The organism is Alteromonas sp. RW2A1, assembly GCF_001886475.1.
Lineage (GTDB): Bacteria > Pseudomonadota > Gammaproteobacteria > Enterobacterales > Alteromonadaceae > Alteromonas > Alteromonas hispanica.
This window is the reverse complement of record NZ_CP018031.1, coordinates 618511-635314: the sequence shown is the minus strand read 5'-3', so window position 1 is coordinate 635314 and position 16804 is coordinate 618511. Positions and strand designations below refer to the sequence as shown.

The 16804-nt window shown below is 44.8% G+C and carries 14 protein-coding genes; 11 read left to right on the top strand and 3 right to left on the bottom strand.

Translation table 11 applies throughout. The features are described 5' to 3' along the window. The first annotated feature begins 260 nt into the window (after window positions 1–260). Window positions 261–863, top strand: coding sequence for a TIGR04211 family SH3 domain-containing protein (locus tag BM528_RS02890; RefSeq protein ID WP_071978582.1), 603 nt, complete (start codon window positions 261–263; stop codon window positions 861–863). 91 nt (window positions 864–954) lie between these two features. Here BM528_RS02890 and putA read toward each other — a convergent pair whose 3' ends face one another. Continuing rightward, the gene (gene putA / locus BM528_RS02885) at window positions 955–4752 is read right to left on the bottom strand and encodes a bifunctional proline dehydrogenase/L-glutamate gamma-semialdehyde dehydrogenase PutA (protein ID WP_071978581.1); all 3798 of its coding nucleotides are present in this window, start codon (window positions 4750–4752) and stop codon (window positions 955–957) included. A gap of 469 nt (window positions 4753–5221) precedes the next feature. On the opposite strand from putA, the gene BM528_RS02880 reads away from it, so the two are divergent. From BM528_RS02880 to rpoS, 10 genes are all read left to right on the top strand, one after another. Continuing rightward, window positions 5222–6844, top strand: a complete 1623-nt coding sequence (locus BM528_RS02880; RefSeq protein ID WP_071978580.1) for a methyl-accepting chemotaxis protein — start codon at window positions 5222–5224, stop codon at window positions 6842–6844. Between the two features lie 176 nt (window positions 6845–7020). Beyond that, window positions 7021–8736 carry a TIGR03545 family protein gene (locus BM528_RS02875; RefSeq protein WP_071978579.1) on the top strand — a complete coding sequence of 572 codons (1716 nt, stop codon included), beginning with the start codon at window positions 7021–7023 and terminating at the stop codon, window positions 8734–8736. Window positions 8737–8831: 95 nt separating this feature from the next. Continuing rightward, entirely contained in the window at window positions 8832–9122 is a 291-nt protein-coding gene (ftsB, locus tag BM528_RS02870) for a cell division protein FtsB (RefSeq protein ID WP_071978578.1), read from the top strand. Window positions 9123–9127: 5 nt separating this feature from the next. Further along, window positions 9128–9865 (top strand): 2-C-methyl-D-erythritol 4-phosphate cytidylyltransferase, encoded by a 738-nt coding sequence (ispD, locus tag BM528_RS02865; protein ID WP_071981121.1) that lies wholly within the window; start codon window positions 9128–9130, stop codon window positions 9863–9865. Then, entirely contained in the window at window positions 9856–10329 is a 474-nt protein-coding gene (gene ispF, locus BM528_RS02860) for a 2-C-methyl-D-erythritol 2,4-cyclodiphosphate synthase (protein WP_071978577.1), read from the top strand. Before ispD ends, ispF begins: the two co-directional genes overlap by 10 nt. Next, window positions 10326–11396: a tRNA pseudouridine(13) synthase TruD gene (truD, locus tag BM528_RS02855; protein ID WP_071978576.1), complete on the top strand. Its 1071-nt coding sequence runs from the start codon at window positions 10326–10328 to the stop codon at window positions 11394–11396. Before ispF ends, truD begins: the two co-directional genes overlap by 4 nt. A 65-nt stretch (window positions 11397–11461) precedes the next feature. Then, window positions 11462–12097 carry a protein-L-isoaspartate(D-aspartate) O-methyltransferase gene (locus tag BM528_RS02850; RefSeq protein ID WP_071978575.1) on the top strand — a complete coding sequence of 212 codons (636 nt, stop codon included), beginning with the start codon at window positions 11462–11464 and terminating at the stop codon, window positions 12095–12097. Then, a complete protein-coding gene (locus tag BM528_RS02845; RefSeq protein WP_071978574.1) occupies window positions 12094–12672 on the top strand; it encodes a YqaA family protein in 579 nt (192 codons plus the stop codon). The genes BM528_RS02850 and BM528_RS02845 overlap by 4 nt, the downstream gene beginning before the upstream one ends. A 1-nt stretch (window position 12673) precedes the next feature. Continuing rightward, window positions 12674–13540, top strand: a complete 867-nt coding sequence (locus BM528_RS02840; RefSeq protein WP_071978573.1) for a peptidoglycan DD-metalloendopeptidase family protein — start codon at window positions 12674–12676, stop codon at window positions 13538–13540. A gap of 80 nt (window positions 13541–13620) precedes the next feature. Next, window positions 13621–14613, top strand: a complete 993-nt coding sequence (rpoS, locus tag BM528_RS02835) for an RNA polymerase sigma factor RpoS (protein ID WP_071978572.1) — start codon at window positions 13621–13623, stop codon at window positions 14611–14613. A 91-nt stretch (window positions 14614–14704) separates the two neighbouring features. Here the strand turns inward: rpoS and folA are convergent, their stop codons facing one another. Both folA and cgtA read right to left on the bottom strand, forming a co-directional pair. Then, a complete protein-coding gene (folA, locus tag BM528_RS02830) occupies window positions 14705–15211 on the bottom strand; it encodes a type 3 dihydrofolate reductase (protein WP_071978571.1) in 507 nt (168 codons plus the stop codon). A gap of 88 nt (window positions 15212–15299) precedes the next feature. Beyond that, window positions 15300–16469 carry an Obg family GTPase CgtA gene (gene cgtA / locus BM528_RS02825; protein WP_071978570.1) on the bottom strand — a complete coding sequence of 390 codons (1170 nt, stop codon included), beginning with the start codon at window positions 16467–16469 and terminating at the stop codon, window positions 15300–15302. Between the last annotated feature and the right edge of the window lie 335 nt (window positions 16470–16804).

The window sequence follows — 16804 nt, the reverse complement described above, 5'->3', positions numbered from 1 at the left end:
AAAAAAACGCCGCTCTAATCGAAAAACGGTATTCATATTAGAATACGGGTGTGAAGGCACTTCTGAAGTACTGACACCTTACCCTTGTCGCTTGTTTTTGGCAATAACAGTAATGTGTTCTATTAGGTTGTGTATTGCCCTATACCCTGCCAACAATAGCGTAAATTACTGCTATTAAGTGCTGTATGACGGAACAAACTTGCCTTTATGTCGGTCAACCAATACCATCTTTATGATTTAAACGAGCAATTGGAATTTATATGATTCGAAAGTGGTTAGCCGTTGCCCTTTTCACGTACTCTTTTCAGGCAGTTGCACTGCAGGATATCGCTGATTTGGAAGCATCATCATCTCATTACATAAAAGATGATTTGTTCATTTTTATGCATACGGGACCTAGCAGGAACTACCGTATACTTGGCTCTATTGAAGCGGGTACGCCAATTACGGTGTTAACGCAAAATGACGAGACCGAATTCACCCAAATTACCGATAATGACGGACGTGAAGGTTGGGTAGAAAGTAAATTTATATCAAATACAATGTCGCGGGCTGAGCAATTGCCCAAGATTCGTGAGCAACTTGCGGAAAGTCAAAGTGCGTTACAAGCCTCTCAGTCAGAAAGCGCTCGGCTGCGCCAGCAATTGAATGACGCACGTCAGCAGATAACCCAGCTGTCTACTGAGAACGAATCGCAGGCTACAGCAATCGTAAAGTTAACGAGTAAAGTAGAAAGCGCCAATAAGGACGAATTAGTGACTTGGTTTACCCGAGGAGGCTTAGTGGCTGGCGGCGGTATTTTACTTGGTGTGTTACTTACCTACTTCCCTAAGAGAAGACGTCGCAGCAGCGAGTGGATGTAAGCGGCTGCAGTCGTCAAGCAATGTGGACAAGCAATTAAGCATAAAAACGCCAGCGTTCAAGCTGGCGTTTTTGTCTCTTAGTGTCTAAAGACTATTCGTCATCTTCAACCATGGTCATCAACGATGTGTTACCGCCAGACGCTGTGGTGTCGATACTTATCGCTTTCTCTGTGACCAAACGCTGAATAAGGTGGTCATTATATTCAGCACTGATAACTGGCAATATAGCGCCCTCTCTTGACGAAAGCATGGCCGTGATACGTGCCGTACGCTCTGTGCTTGAGTCTACTACTACGCCAGACAAGTCTTCATCCATCAACAAGCTATCTAAATGAGCAAGGCGTGCCACTTGGAATAAACCTTTCGGGGCACCTGTTGCTTCAAACTTGTTCTGAATTTCTACGGCTTCATCGTAGAAGATTTTAGATACAACAGAAACAACGGGGTTACCAGTTGAAAGTGCCGTTACAATCGACAGTAACCAATACTCAAAGGTAACTTCCTTATCCGCAAAACAAACCAATATTCCTCGAGGCTCGAGGTAAAGCTTGTTCGACTCACCCGTTGGTCCCGGCAGCACCTGAGGTTTGGCCAATTTACGCTCAATGCTGGTTAACTGCTGACGCGCTGTGGCAAGAGTGCGGTTTAAATCGTCTGCAAGCTCATCAACAATGTCCACCTTGGCAATTTTCGCTAGCAGCTGACGCACCATTGAAATACGATCATTCAACGCAGTATGTCGCCACTGTGTTTCCACCGCTTTCGCCTTGTCCATCATAACCTGGGCACGCTCAGCAATTTTTTCATCACCCACAAGCGCTTCATCGGTTCCGTCAACATCATCTATGTGTGATGGTTTAGGCGTTGCACGCTCCATGAGGAGTCTCGGTAGATAGTTTGGACCACCTGCTTTTGGACCCGTACCAGATAGACCTCGGCCACCAAATGGCTGAACACCAACAATAGCGCCAATCATATTCCGGTTAATGTACACGTTACCCGCACGGCTCTTCGCAGCTAGCTCATTGGCACGCTCTTCTATGCGCGAGTGAATGCCCATGGTAAGCCCGTAACCTGTACCGTTTATTTGCTCTAGTACGTTATCTAACTCTTTAGCTTTGAAGCGCACCATGTGAACCACTGGCCCAAACACTTCTTTTTCAAGCACATCAATATTGTCGATTTCGTAAAGCGTTGGTGGGAAGAAAGTACCATTTTCTGCATTTGCCGGCATTTCATTGCGATGCAGTACTTTACTCTTACCTTCCATAAACGATGCGTGGTCAGTAAGGCTCTTCAGTGCTTTCTCGTCAATAACAGGACCTACATCAGTAGACAACTGCGTTGGCTCACCTACGGTAAGTTCTTTCATAGCGCCAATTAACATTTCGGTTAGCTCATCGGCAATCTCTTCTTGTACAAATAGAACTCTTAACGCCGAGCAGCGCTGTCCGGCGCTTTGGAAGCCCGAGTGAATAACGTCGTCTACCACCTGCTCTGGAAGCGCGGTAGAATCCACAATCATGCAGTTTTGGCCGCCGGTCTCTGCAATGAGTGGTACCTGTTCGCCACCACGCTCTGCTAGCATTTGCGAGATTAAGGTGCCGGTTTGAGTAGAGCCGGTGAACATAACTGCCTTCACACGCTCGTCAGGAAGCAAGGTGTCACCTACTTCTTTTCCGGGTGAAATAATCAATTTAAGGGCGTCTTCTGGCAAACCAACAGAGTGCATTATATCTACAGCGCGCTTCGCAACCATACTTGTTTGCTCAGCAGGCTTAGCAATAACAGTGTTACCTGTTACTAATGCAGCAGCAACCTGACCTAGGAATATAGCTAGTGGAAAGTTCCACGGACTAATACACAGCACCACACCCCGTGGCACAAGTCGTTGGTCTTCTGCTAACTCTTTGCCTCTTACCGCATAATAACGGCAAAAATCTACTGCTTCACGCACTTCATCAATACTGTCTTGCGCAACTTTGCCCGCTTCACGCATACAAATAGCAATAAGCTCTGCCATGTGACGTTCTAACGCGTCGGCCGTGCGCTCTAGAATTTCAGCGCGCTCTTCCACATCCATCTTCGACCACGCATCGAAGCCAGCGTTTGTTTCATCAAGCGCTTTGAGCATGTCCTCACGCTTAGCGTAATAGTGGTAGCCTACGATATCGTTTTTATCAGCTGGACTTACAACTGGCGTTGCGCCTTCAGGAACACCGTCGGTAACTTTGTAATAGTCTTGCCAGCGTTCTAACTCGTGCTTAAGCGCCGTAACCGCGTTAGTGTCGGTAAGATCTAAACCTCGAGAGTTGTCGCGCTCTGGTGCGTACAGCCCTCGCGGCGTTTTAATCAGCTTGTTGTAACGAACCTTCAATCGCTGAGTTTTTTCCACTGGATCCTCAAGTAGGGTTTCCACTGGCTTTTCATCGTCAACAATAGCGTTTACAAACGATGAATTAGCGCCATTTTCTAATAGCCTGCGCACAAGATAGGCCAGCAAGTCTTCGTGTTCGCCAACTGGGGCGTAAACGCGACATTGAATTTTGTCATCCCTCACCACTTGGTCGTAAAGGGTATCGCCCATTCCGTGAAGGCACTGGAACTCGAACCCTTCTTTGTCGTCGCCAGCTAGCTCAACAATAACCGATGCAGTGTAAGCGTTGTGGGTGGCGAACTGTGGATACAGGGTGTCGCGATATTCAAGCAGTCTGTTAGCGCATGCATGATAAGACACGTCTGTTGATGACTTACGAGTGAATACGGGGAACTCTTCTAAACCAGCTTGCTGTGTGAGCTTGATCTCAGTATCCCAATAGGCGCCTTTCACTAAGCGAACCATAAGAGGACGGCCTACTTCTAGAGTAAGTACTCGCAAGTGCTCAATTACGTGAATAGCTCGCTTTTGGTAGGCTTGTACCGCAAGACCGAATCCAGTCCAGCCGTCTAGATCTTTATCGCGGAAAACAGCTTCAATGATATCAATAGACAGTTCAAGACGATCAGCTTCTTCAGCATCTACTGTAAGGCCGATATCGTGCTCTTTTGCCATCATACACAGCGCTTTCAAACGCGGTGGAATTTCTTCCATGGCGCGCTCGCGATGAGAAAATTCAAAACGAGGATGTATAGCCGACAGCTTTACTGAGATACCCGGCGAACGTTTAGGGCCTCGGCCGTTTGCGGCTTTGCCGATAACTTTTATCGCTTTTACATACGAATCGTAGTAACGGTCTGAATCTTTCATAGTACGAGCGGCTTCACCAAGCATATCGTATGAGTATACATAGCCCTTGGTTTCTTTCTCTTTCGCTCTCTCTACTGCGTCCTCAATGGTTTCGCCCATAACAAACTGACGACCCATAACTCGCATAGCAATGTTCATAGCTCTACGAATAACCGGCTCACCTAAACGACCCAGTGTCTTTTTCAACAAACCAAATTGTTCAGTTTTGCGCTTGTCTGCATAGTTCACCATATTTCCGGTGAACAGAAGGCCCCATGCAGATGCATTCACAAATAACGAATCTGAGTTGCCTAAGTGTGGTGTCCACTGCCCTTTAGACAGCTTGTCGCGAATCAACTCATCTTGCGTCGCTCTATCTGGCACACGCAGTAAGGCCTCGGCTAAGCACATCAATACAACACCTTCCGCAGTAGAAAGTGAATATTCATTAAGCAGTGCGTCAACGCCACCATGACCCTGTTGTTCACGGCGAATTTGCAGCACCATTTTCCTTGCTCGTTCCCACGCCCTACTTCTTGCACGAGGGTTTACCTCTGCAATGGGTAAAATTTGATCGACGGCTACCGACTCGCTGATGCGGTAGTAGTCTCGGATACGCTGACGTAGTGGCGAAGTTGTATGGAGTGTATCGTTTATGAGCATTGCAACCCTTTCGTAGAAATAGCTGTAACAAAAAAAGCGTTTCCGCCGTAAAAATAACGCCTACGGTTACATGGAAATCGCAAGAAAACAAGTGAAGTCGAATCTTCACGTTTGCACCTTTATACAGTTTAAACTTCGCACTGCTAAATGAAGATCAAGCTGTCTGGCAAGTAGCGCCGATAATAGCACAATATAAATCGCCGCAAAGCCTTTCCAGTCATGACTTTCAGCTGTTTACTACCGAGCCAAACTGTTAACGTGAAATTCACATAAAAGACGCAGATTACGATTCTTTAAAACGCATTTTTTTATTAAGAGTAATAGGTCATAAAAAAACGACTACAATTAAATGTCGCTGTTAAAAAAGTATCGCTGTATTTGATAAAAGGAGACTAGGCAGTTTGAAACTTGCGCCCACGTTTAACCTTATGACAAACGCCTAAAATAACGATTAAATGGTAAATGTATTATGTGGTTAAGAAATTTTAGCTTGTACCAACGCCTTGGAATAATTGTCGCGCTGATAGCACTTCTTTTTATAGTGCTTACTGGCATAATTTTAAACCGGCATTACCAAGCTCTTAAAGATAAGTCGTATAGCGAAAACAAACATCTTGTTGAAGTTGTGCATACCATGTTGCAAAGCTTTGACGCCATAGAGGGAATTTCGGAGTCTGAGGCAAAAGAAAAAGCACTGGCCGCTGTAAAAACACTTAGGTACGACGAAGGAAACTATTTTTGGATCCAAGATTCAACGCCGACTATGGTAATGCACCCTCTTAAACCCGCATTAGATGGCCGTGATTTGCGTACTTTTAAAGACGGTAATGGAAAAGCTTTTTTCGTCGACATGGCAAATGAAGTGAAAGCCCAAGGAGATGGCTTTGTTGACTATGTGTGGCCCCTTCCCGGCGAAGATGAACCCACGGAAAAAATTTCTTACGTTAAAGAGTATTCGCCATGGGGATGGACTATAGGTTCAGGTATTTATCTCACCAACCTTAACGCTGAATATGCTCACCTGCGTAATCTTATAATTGTGTTTTGTGTCATCAGTGTAATTTTAGTGGTAGCACTGATTTACATCATTGGCGGCAGTATTGTTAAGCCGGTACAAGAAATTGCAGAAAGAATGAAAGACATCTCTCAAGGTGAAGGCGATTTAACCCGCTTTTTGCCTGAAAGTGGTCAAGACGAAGTCACCCGAGTGGCTCGTTACTTCAATCAATATACCGACAAAATGCGCCAGTCTTTAATTGGTATAAGAGACAATATTTCGCAGTTAAACGAGCAAGCTGAGCGTGTTCAAAATTCTAGCGACAGCAGTAACAAACAAGCACAAACGCAGAATGAAAATATGATGCAAGTGGCCGCAGCCATGGAGGAAATGACGACACAAATAAGAGACGTGAGCTCTAACACCGACTCTGCAGAGAAAAGTACCAGTAGCGCTAGAAGCAACGTTCAAAACGGTGCGTCTGTGGTGAAAAGCACCGTAACCGATATTCACTCACTAACGGCGGACATTGAGAGCGTATCAACGGTAGTTACCGAGCTTGCCGCCCAAACCGAGAGCATTGGTGCAGTACTTGACGTTATTCGAGGCATTGCAGATCAAACTAACTTATTAGCATTAAATGCTGCCATAGAGGCTGCGCGCGCTGGTGAACAAGGTAGAGGCTTTGCGGTGGTTGCAGATGAGGTGCGTACTTTAGCGAGCAGAACCGGGCAAAGTACTGATGAAATTCAAGCTATGATTGAAAAATTACAGCACCACGCAAAAAGTGCCGTAGATGCTGTAACAGTGAGTCAATCTGCTTCAACGAAAACAGTAGAACGTGCAGCTCAAGCTAATGACAACTTGCAAGAGGCGGACAGGCTTATGACAGATATTGCCAATATGAGTAGCCAGATAGCTAGGGCGACGGAACAACAGGCCGAAGCCGCCAACGAAGCAAACATGCGAATAAACGCATTGTCTGGAGCCGCAGACAATAGTCTGCGAACGGCAGATGAATTAGCGGCATCTAGTCAAGCGCTGCGCGCAAGTTGCTTAGCGATTATGGACATTGCTAATCGCTTTAAGTTGTAAAGTCACAGCCGAACTAGCTGAGGGGCAGCAGAGATCGTTGATTTGCTCAGCCCCTCTTTTTAGCGAAATACGGCTTCAACATTGATAACACTTATGTATGGAACTGTTCTTGGTAGTACATTACACTGAATGGACGAGGTTATCCTCGCCAGTAAAGTAGAATCAAGGAGAGAGATATGAGTAGTAACGCTAAGGGCAAACCTATATTACTTTGGGTTGTCGGTTTTTTTGTCGCCATTTTTGCCATTTACTTTTTGTTCGCCAATACAATCATAAAAGCAGTGTTGGAATCTAAGCTTGGTGAGTCTTACGGCGCCGAAGTAAACATTGAACGCTTTGATCATTCTCTTTTCCCCACCACGGTAACTTTAGAAGGTATAGCCCTTACAAATCCTACTAAGCCCTCGCACAATCAAGTGTTCGTTGGCAATGCAAACGCCGACGTTGAGCTTGCGCCACTGCTCAGTGATAAAGTTATTGTTAACAACCTCAATCTTCTTGAAGTGCAGTTTGATACCGAGCGGAATGCGCCTGGCGAAGTATACAGAGTACCCGAGCGCTCTCTTTCTTTTGATGAAATAAAATCGAAAGCAAAAGACGCAGTACCATCTGTTGATGAATTACTAGAACGAAACCCGTTAAAAACTATGGCCGCTGTGGAAGATGCGAAAGCCGCTTATGAAACGTACGGTAAAGGGTTAAAAGAAGACTATGAGTCGCTCCCAGACAAATCGCGGATTGACTATTACAAAACCCAAATCGCTCAGCTACAAGAAACCGATTACAAAGATCCACAAGCTCTAGTTCAGGCAAAGTCTGCATTTGAAAAACTGAAAGAGGAAATGCAGGCCGATCGCGCGTTAATATCAGGCTTCACCGATAAAGCATCACAAGCAAGAGATGCATTGAGTGACAGCGTAGAAGCATTGAAGAATGCGCCGCAGCAAGACTATGCGCTGCTAAAAGGTGTTATAGCCGGAGATCAGGCAGCACTATCTCAGGTCACCTATTTTGTATTTGGCGATAAAGCTGCTGAGTACACAGAGTATTTAATGGCAGCGATGCAAATTGTTATGCCACTTATTCAGGGCGAAGAAAAAAGCGAAGCTCCTGCAGATATCCCTTCTATATTGGTGAAAGAAGCTAATGTTTCTGTACTTTGGCAAAACGAATCTATTAAAAGTAAATGGAACAATATAACCAACGTACATGAGGTGTTCGGAAACCCAACTACCTTCACTATTGAGGCGGCGGGTGAACTTCTGAAATCGTTTACGTCTAGCGGTGAATTCTTTATTGACGGTGACGGCGTAGATGCAAGTCAAAAGTGGTCGCTTGCCGGTGTAAATATGTCGAATATACCTTTATCAGGTAATGAGTCATTAACAGCGGTGCTGACTTCAGCGCTTATGCAAACTACTGGTTCTATGCAGGTAACCGACAACAAGCTAGCTGGCAGCGGAAAAGTGAACCTTCAACAGCTCGTTATGCAAGCTGCGGGAGAAAGTGATACCACCAAAGCTATTGCGCAAGCGTTAGAATCGCTATCAAGTTTAAATATGGATATGTTGCTTGATGGTACGCTCGCTAACCCAGACTTTTCCATTAAATCTGACCTGGATAACCAACTCGCACAAATGGCGCTATCTGGACTGACTGCGTCGCAGCAAGATAAGTTAGATGAATTAAATCAGAAATTAAATGCCATGGTTGGAGACGAACAGTCGTTACTTACTAATGAGCTGGGCGATATTGGCAGTATGCTCAGTGCGGCTCAGGGTGACAGCAATGCGCTTCAAGAATTGCTAAAATCGCAGTTAAGCAACGTGGTTGAAGAACAAAAAAATAAATTGTTCGATAAATTAAAAAGTAAGTTTGGCAAAGAAGAATAAAGCGTCTTTGACTCAAACTTGGTAATCGGCATAATAGCAAAGCGCAGGCAAACGCCTGCGCTTTCTTTGCGCTCAATGAACGGTTAGGTGAATGTGTGTTAAAAGGTAAATGGCTTCCCATTTTGCTGTTACTATTTTTTGGACTGCTGCAATACCGACTTTGGTTTGGTAAAAACAGCATTCCCGATTACTACAGCCGGAAAGCGGAAGTACAGACACAAGCCCTACAAAACGCCAATTTAGCTCAACGCAATGCTTTGCTAAACGCTGATATTAACGATTTAAAAATTGGTTTAGAGGCAATTGAAGAAAGAGCACGTAACGAGCTGGGATTAATTAAGCAGGGAGAAACTTTTTACCGAATTCTTCCTGCAGATTCGAAATGAAAACAATGACAATGCCTCGTGTTATAGCGGTAATTCCCGCCGCAGGGGTTGGCAGCAGAATGCAGGCTGACCGCCCAAAGCAGTACCTTACCATTGCAGGTAAAACAATATTAGAACACACCCTAGACGCTCTATTGACTCACCCAAGCATTCACAGCGTGGTACTTGCTGTTAGTCCCGATGATATTTATTTTTCCAACTTAGATATTAAAGAGAACAAGCGGGTTGATGTAGTTCATGGAGGAAAAGAGCGCGCTGACAGTGTGTTAAATGGAATAATGCACTTGCAACATGATGACTGGGCCCTTGTACACGATGCAGCTCGCCCCTGTGTATCGCATAAAGACATTACTGCGTTACTAAGTCTCATTGGCGATAACACCGTTACAGGCGGAATTCTTGCCACGCCGGTACGTGACACAATGAAAAGAGCAGCGATAAGCGAAGATATCCCACACCAAAATCAGCTCAATGTGATATCTCACACTGAAAGTAGAACCAATTTGTGGCATGCTCTTACTCCACAACTGTTTCCCGCACAATTATTACGCGAGGCCTTACAAAAAGGGCTTTCAGATGGCGTCAACATTACTGATGAAGCATCGGCTGTAGAATACGCGGGATACAAAGTGGGTATGGTTAACGGCAGCCCTGCTAATATTAAAATTACGCACCCTGCAGACCTGCCCCTTGCAGAATTCTATCTTCAACAACAATTAGAGGCGCGAGTTGCATGCGAATAGGACACGGATTTGACGTTCACAAGTTTGGGGGTGAAGGCCCTATCGTTGTTGGCGGTGTCAAAATTGAGCACAGCGAAGGACTCATTGCGCATTCCGATGGCGATGTATTATTGCACGCACTGTGCGACGCAATTCTGGGTGCTGCAGCACTGGGGGATATTGGTAAGCACTTCCCCGACACAGATGATAATTATGCTGGTGCCGACAGCAGAGTTTTGCTTAGAAATGTAGTTAGCGTAGCAAGAGCGAAAGGCTACAAGCTCGTCAATGCCGATATGACTATTGTGGCGCAAGCGCCAAAGATGGCGCCTCACATTGACAAAATGCGCGCATATATTGCACAAGATTGCGATGTTCAAATTGACGATATCAATGTAAAAGCCACCACAACCGAAAAGCTTGGATATACAGGCAGAAAAGAAGGGATTGCATCACACGCTGTGGTGTTGTTAGAAAAAGCATGAAGCCATTACACACCGATCACTGGCAATACTATTTTGCCAAGCCTGTCTCTACCGGCATTTTTAAATTTCAAGCTGACGATTTTCAGGTAGTAGAAGACTTAGGCTACGAGCCCTGCGGAGAGGGTGAGCATCAATTCGTTTTTATCGAAAAAACAAATACCAATACTGCCTTTGTTGCAGAGCAGCTAGCAAAATTTGTCGGCCTTCCTCTGCGGCAAATAAGCTATGCAGGTAGAAAAGATAAATACGCAGTTACCCAGCAATGGTTTGGCATACACGCTCCAGGAGTAGATGATTTCGACTTTAGCGATTGGCAACTTGATGGTGTCAAAGTCATAAAAAAAACTCGACATAATAAGAAGTTACGTACTGGGCAACTCAAAGGTAATCACTTTACCATCACGCTACGCCAGGTTGTGCATCCAGAAGCGATTATCGAACGCCTAGAACAGATAGCTATTCATGGTGTACCCAATTATTATGGTGAACAGCGCTTTGGCGTTATGCGTTTGAATGACATGGGCGAAGTGCAGCGAGGTGGAAACCTGGTTATGGCTGAGCGCATGGTAAATGGCGAAACGATACGCCACAGAAACAAGCGGTCTATGGCACTGTCCGCTCTTCGCAGCTGGCTTTTTAATGAAGTACTTTCTCATCGAATGGAACAGAACACCTTCGACACCGTGCTTCTTGGCGACGCACTTGTATTAACCGGCTCAAACAGCTTCTTCATTAATCGGGAAAATGAGCAAGAAAGTCAGTCTCGCTATGAAGACAAAGATGTATGCCCGTCTGCTCCACTGTGGGGTAAAGGACAATTAGCTACCGAGGCTAAGGCAGCGGAAATTGAAAATGCTGTCGCTAATGAGCACCCTGAGGTCACCACCTTTCTAAGGGAAAATGGGTTTGAACAGGAGCGTCGCGCCATAAAAATTTGGCCTAAAGAATTAACATGGCAGAGTAAGGGAGATTCGTTTACGATTTCTTTTAGTTTGCCAACGGGATGCTTTGCTACATCCGTATTGCGCGAATGCGTGGAAACACTGTCTCCGATTAACCGCGTTTAAGCAGACAAACATTTATAAATAAAAAGCGTGGCTAACACTAACAATATAGGAAAGTACGCAAGATCATGAGAGCTTCTAGAAAAGGAGACGCATTAGCGCAGCTGCTTTATAACGAGGGAATACGTTCACAAGCTGTGTTAAATGCCATTGCTGGTACGCCGAGGGAGGCTTTTCTTCCAGACGCATTAAAACACAAAGCCTATCAAAATACGGCATTGCCCATTGGCCAAGGCCAAACAATTTCGCAACCTTACATAGTGGCGAAAATGACCGAGCTTTTGCTAGAGAGCCCAAATAAGCCTGAAAAAGTGCTGGAAATTGGCACGGGCTCAGGTTACCAAACCGCGATCCTGGCGCAGCTTTTTACGCAAGTATTTAGCGTTGAACGCATAAAATCGTTGCAGTTTCACGCTAAGCGTCGCATGAATCAGCTAGATTTACATAACATTGCTATGAAGCATGGCGATGGCTGGAAAGGCTGGGAGTCGAAAGGATTATACGACGCCATTATTGTAACCGCTGCAGCAGCGAGCTTGCCCCAATCTTTATGCGAACAATTAAAAGAAGGTGGCAGACTCATTATTCCAGTTGGAAACGAGCAACAGTCGCTGCTATGCATTGATAGAGTGGAAAGCGAGCTGCAAACTAAGACTATTGAATCTGTACGTTTTGTCCCTCTCGTTGCTGGAGAATTAATGTGAAGCTTTTTGGGCCTCTCTATGACATGGCAATTCGCTGGGCAAAGCATAAACATGCCGCAAAATATTTAGGCGGGCTAAGTTTTTCAGAGTCTGTTTTCTTTCCTATTCCCCCTGACGTTATGCTAGCGCCTATGGCGCTGTCTCAACCCTTACTTGCATGGCGGTTTGCATTAATCGTCACTGTAGCATCTATTTTTGGAGGCATCGCGGGCTACTGGTTAGGTTTTTTCGCATTCGAAGCGTGGTTAGCTCCCCTTATTGAATCTTGGGGCTATACACACAAAATTGAAACTGCCACAGGTTGGTTCGAAACCTACGGTGTTTGGATTGTTTTCTTAGCGGGTTTCTCCCCTATACCGTATAAAATATTCACCGTAAGCGCGGGTTTTTTACAAATGGCATTTTTCCCCTTTGTGATTGCTTCAGCAGTAGGACGGGGTGCCCGCTTCTTTTTAGTGGCGGCGTTAATGCGTTGGGGAGGCGCGCCCATGGAGCAAAAATTACGTCAATATGTTGAGGTACTAGGATGGTCTGTTGTGGCGATTGCTGTTATCGCGTACTTAATATTGCGATAAAATGAAAAACAGCACTTTTAGATGCTTTTTCATTTACTTATTTTTAACAATATTGGCTGGATGTGCAGGTAGACAGGCACCTGCTCCGGTTGTTCTTCTCAACAGCCAAGTTGAGAGTGGTAGTGAAGAATACACTGCTAGTACCTACGTAGTAAGACCTGGAGACACGCTTTACGCCGTTGCCTGGTTTACAGGAAATGACTATCGTGATATTGCAGAATTTAACAAAATTTCAAAGCCTTATACCATATTTCCGGGTCAAGAATTACGTTTAACTGCACCTATCGTAAAAACCCCTACCCGCCATAAAACTACCAACAAGACCACTCGGTCTACACATCCGACCTCACAACCATTAGACAAAAGATCCATTGACCCACCTAATCCTCAAGCGTATGTTGATCGTAAAGAAAATGTTAAACCACAAAATGTTACAAGCGTCAAGAAACCGGTAACAAGTGTCAAAAAGACATCACCGAAAGGGTTTCCAGATAGAGTTAAGACGTGGATGTGGCCTGCTGAAGGCGAGGTTGTTGATACCTTTAGCAAAGCTGAGTCTGGTAACAAGGGGATTGACATTGCTGGTGCAAGAGGCAGTAATGTGGTTGCAGCAGCAGACGGTAAAGTTGTCTACGCCGGTAGTGCATTAAGAGGTTACGGTAAGCTTGTTATAGTGAAGCACACCGACACTTTTCTCAGTGCATATGCATATAACGACTCCATTTTGGTAAAAGAACGAGAATGGGTGTATGCTGGTCAAAAAATAGCCACCATGGGCAGTAGCGGCACAGATTCGGTAAAACTTCATTTTGAAGTTAGGTATCGCGGTAAGTCACTAGATCCGCTGCGATACCTGCCAAAGAAGTAACAATATAAAAAAAATAAATAATAATAAGAAAGCGACAAAGGAGAAACGTCATAAGGTAACCTTTAAGCAGGAGATTCACCATGGGTAAGTCAAATAAAGCCTTAGAATCAAAATCTCAAGATGACTTGGAAGTCATTGATATACCAGATGAAGTTAAAATAGAAGATGCAGTATCCGATGATATTGAAGCGGAAAGTGACACTGCAGTTTTTAACCAAAACGAGCAACCAAAAAATTTAGATGCCACTCAATTATACCTAGGCGAGATAGGCTTCTCTCCACTGCTCACTGCAGAAGAAGAAGTATACTTTGCCAGACGGTCTCTCAAAGGCTGTGAAGCCTCTAGAAAGCGTATGATTGTTAGTAATCTTCGCCTTGTAGTAAAAATCGCAAGACGATACAACAACCGTGGCCTGGCCCTCCTTGATCTTATTGAGGAAGGAAACTTAGGTCTTATTCGCGCTGTCGAAAAGTTCGACCCAGAGCGAGGCTTCCGTTTTTCAACTTATGCTACGTGGTGGATTAGACAAACCATCGAACGGGCCATAATGAATCAAACGCGCACTATTCGACTGCCTATCCATGTTGTCAAAGAGTTGAATGTTTACTTACGTGCATCTCGTGAACTGTCTCAAAAACTTGACCATGAGCCTACTGCAGAAGAAATTGCAATGGCACTAGACAAGCCTGTTGAAGACGTTACAAAGATGCTACGTCTAAACGAGCGTATTACTTCAGTAGACACCCCGATAGGCGGAGAAAGTGACAAAGCGCTGCTAGATATTATTGCTGATGAAAAAGAATATAGTCCTGAAGAGACACTTCAAGACAACGACATCAAAGGCAATATAGTTACTTGGCTTGAAGAGCTAAACCCTAAGCAACGAGAAGTACTTGCTCGTCGATTTGGGCTATTAGGCTATGAGCCATCAACACTTGAAGATGTGGGTGCAGAAATTGGGTTAACCAGAGAACGCGTTCGTCAAATTCAAGTAGAAGCTCTGCGCAGACTGCGTGATATGTTGAGCCATCAAGGGCTTTCGCTAGAAAGTTTATTCGATCAAATGAAATAGATATAAATTGGTGTAATAGAAACCAACTATACAGGGCAGCGTAGTATTTACGCTGCCCTGTTTTTTTGTGGGCTGCTTCAACTCTTCAATATCACGCAGACCGGCGCTGAAAAGTTACAAAGGTATAAGCATATTTATTTTTTTCGTCGGGCGCATGGGCTTCCCGTTCAGTTTCAACCCAATCTCCCTGAGACCGAAAATCTGGAAACTGGGTGTCTCCAGCAACTTTAAGATCGATAAAAGTGAGATACAGAGTATTAGCTAAAGGCAATAAGGCGTTGTAGATAGTACCACCACCTATTATCATTACTTCATCATTGCTTCCACACTGTGCTTTAGCTGCTTCTAAGGCTTCAGCCTGAGTATGCACTACCGTTGCATCTTCAAGTGTATAATCTTTATTACTTGTCAGAACTATATTTGGTCGCCCCGGTAAAGCACGGCCAATAGATTCATAGGTTTTTCTACCCATTATGACCGCTTTGCCCATTGTAACAGCCTTAAAATGTTTCAAGTCTGCTGGTAAATGCCATGGCATGTCGTTATCTGCACCGATAACTCGGTTTTCGGCCATTGCGGCAATCATTGATATCTTCATCTTATTCTCACTACAAACACGGTTAGTGGATATTACATACAAAAAAGCACGACATAAATCGTGCTTCTATTGAATTTATTTTTAAGCTTTAGCGACGATATTCAACATCAACGTCGTAGTCGTCTTCATCCCAGTCCTCATCATCGTCTAAATCGTCCATGAGATCATCATGAGCATCTAACGTGTTGCGATGGTATGTATCCCATTTGAACTCTACTTCTTTCTTCTCTTCCTCTTGCTCAGCTTCCGCAGGAAGAGTTTCAATGAAGTTCATTACATCGTTGCAAAGCGGATCGAGGTTAATTTTCTGGAACGCAGAAATTTGATAAACAGGGCCTTCCCAGCCTAGCGCATCAACAACTTGCTGACACCTTTCTTGCGCTTCTTCCTCAAGCAGCAAGTCTACTTTGTTAAAAACAAGCCAGCGGGGCTTCTCAGCAAGCTTAGGGCTGTATTTTTCAAGCTCTTGTACTATTGCTTTAGCGTTTTGTGCTGGGTCACTCTCATCTACTGGATAGATATCAACCACGTGTAGCAAAATACGGCAGCGCTCTAAGTGTTTTAAGAATTGAATACCTAAGCCAGCACCTTCTGCAGCGCCCTCGATAAGACCGGGTATGTCGGCTACAACAAAGCTTCGCTGAGAGTCTTGACGTACCACACCTAAATTAGGCACTAAGGTAGTAAACGGGTAATCGGCTACTTTCGGCTTGGCAGCTGAGACTGAGCGAATAAAAGTAGATTTACCCGCATTTGGCATACCTAATAGGCCAACGTCTGCTAGCAACATAAGCTCAAGCTTAAGGTTGCGAATTTCCCCCGGTGTGCCATTCGTCTTTTGTCGTGGCGCACGGTTGGTGCTGCTTTTAAAACGCGCATTACCTAAGCCGTGAAACCCACCCTGGGCAACCTTAAGCTTTTGTCCGTGACGGGTAAGATCGCCAAGAACTTCTCCTGTATCACAATCTGTTGCGCGAGTACCAATTGGAACACTAACTTCTAAATCTTGTCCCTTGCGCCCAATGCAGTTAGCACCTTGACCGTTTTTACCGCGCTCTGCACGGTGAAAACGTTCGAAACGATAGTCGATTAATGTATTTAGGTTTTCATCAGCAACAAGAAATACGCTGCCGCCGTCACCACCGTCGCCACCGTCTGGTCCGCCTTTAGGTACGTACTTTTCCCTTCTAAAGCCAATTACGCCGTTGCCGCCATCTCCGGCTTCAACACGAATTTCAGCTTCATCTACAAATTTCATTTATCACTCCGGGCAACTTTGCCTTGGGTTGTTACTAATTCTAAGAACCCTAAGTTTACACCACAATAAGCGCTTTCGCGTAACGGTATGCTTAAGGATTTAAAAACATTCGACCTGTGTCTCTTTAATAAAGACGCGCTTTCAATACGCACTTTCGTATACAACGTCAAAAAATAAGGTCTCATATCGAGTAGGGTGAGGCTTGCGCCTCATCCCTCTCACAGAACCGTACGTACGGGCCTCGTATACGGCTCCTGCATACTTCATATCACTTGCTAACAACGCCCTTGCCATTCGGATTATCTTCCCCTCAGTCAGGGTGATTCAGGTTTCTT

What these genes read in the sequence shown, in the direction of transcription:
- BM528_RS02890 (WP_071978582.1), top strand. Translation starts at nt 261, where the DNA reads ATGATTCGAAAGTGGTTAGCCGTTGCCCTTTTCACGTACTCTTTTCAG.
- putA (WP_071978581.1), bottom strand. Translation starts at nt 4,752, where the DNA reads ATGCTCATAAACGATACACTCCATACAACTTCGCCACTACGTCAGCGT.
- BM528_RS02880 (WP_071978580.1), top strand. Translation starts at nt 5,222, where the DNA reads ATGTGGTTAAGAAATTTTAGCTTGTACCAACGCCTTGGAATAATTGTC.
- BM528_RS02875 (WP_071978579.1), top strand. Translation starts at nt 7,021, where the DNA reads ATGAGTAGTAACGCTAAGGGCAAACCTATATTACTTTGGGTTGTCGGT.
- ispD (WP_071981121.1), top strand. Translation starts at nt 9,128, where the DNA reads ATGACAATGCCTCGTGTTATAGCGGTAATTCCCGCCGCAGGGGTTGGC.
- ispF (WP_071978577.1), top strand. Translation starts at nt 9,856, where the DNA reads ATGCGAATAGGACACGGATTTGACGTTCACAAGTTTGGGGGTGAAGGC.
- truD (WP_071978576.1), top strand. Translation starts at nt 10,326, where the DNA reads ATGAAGCCATTACACACCGATCACTGGCAATACTATTTTGCCAAGCCT.
- BM528_RS02850 (WP_071978575.1), top strand. Translation starts at nt 11,462, where the DNA reads ATGAGAGCTTCTAGAAAAGGAGACGCATTAGCGCAGCTGCTTTATAAC.
- BM528_RS02840 (WP_071978573.1), top strand. Translation starts at nt 12,674, where the DNA reads ATGAAAAACAGCACTTTTAGATGCTTTTTCATTTACTTATTTTTAACA.
- rpoS (WP_071978572.1), top strand. Translation starts at nt 13,621, where the DNA reads ATGGGTAAGTCAAATAAAGCCTTAGAATCAAAATCTCAAGATGACTTG.
- folA (WP_071978571.1), bottom strand. Translation starts at nt 15,211, where the DNA reads ATGAAGATATCAATGATTGCCGCAATGGCCGAAAACCGAGTTATCGGT.
- cgtA (WP_071978570.1), bottom strand. Translation starts at nt 16,469, where the DNA reads ATGAAATTTGTAGATGAAGCTGAAATTCGTGTTGAAGCCGGAGATGGC.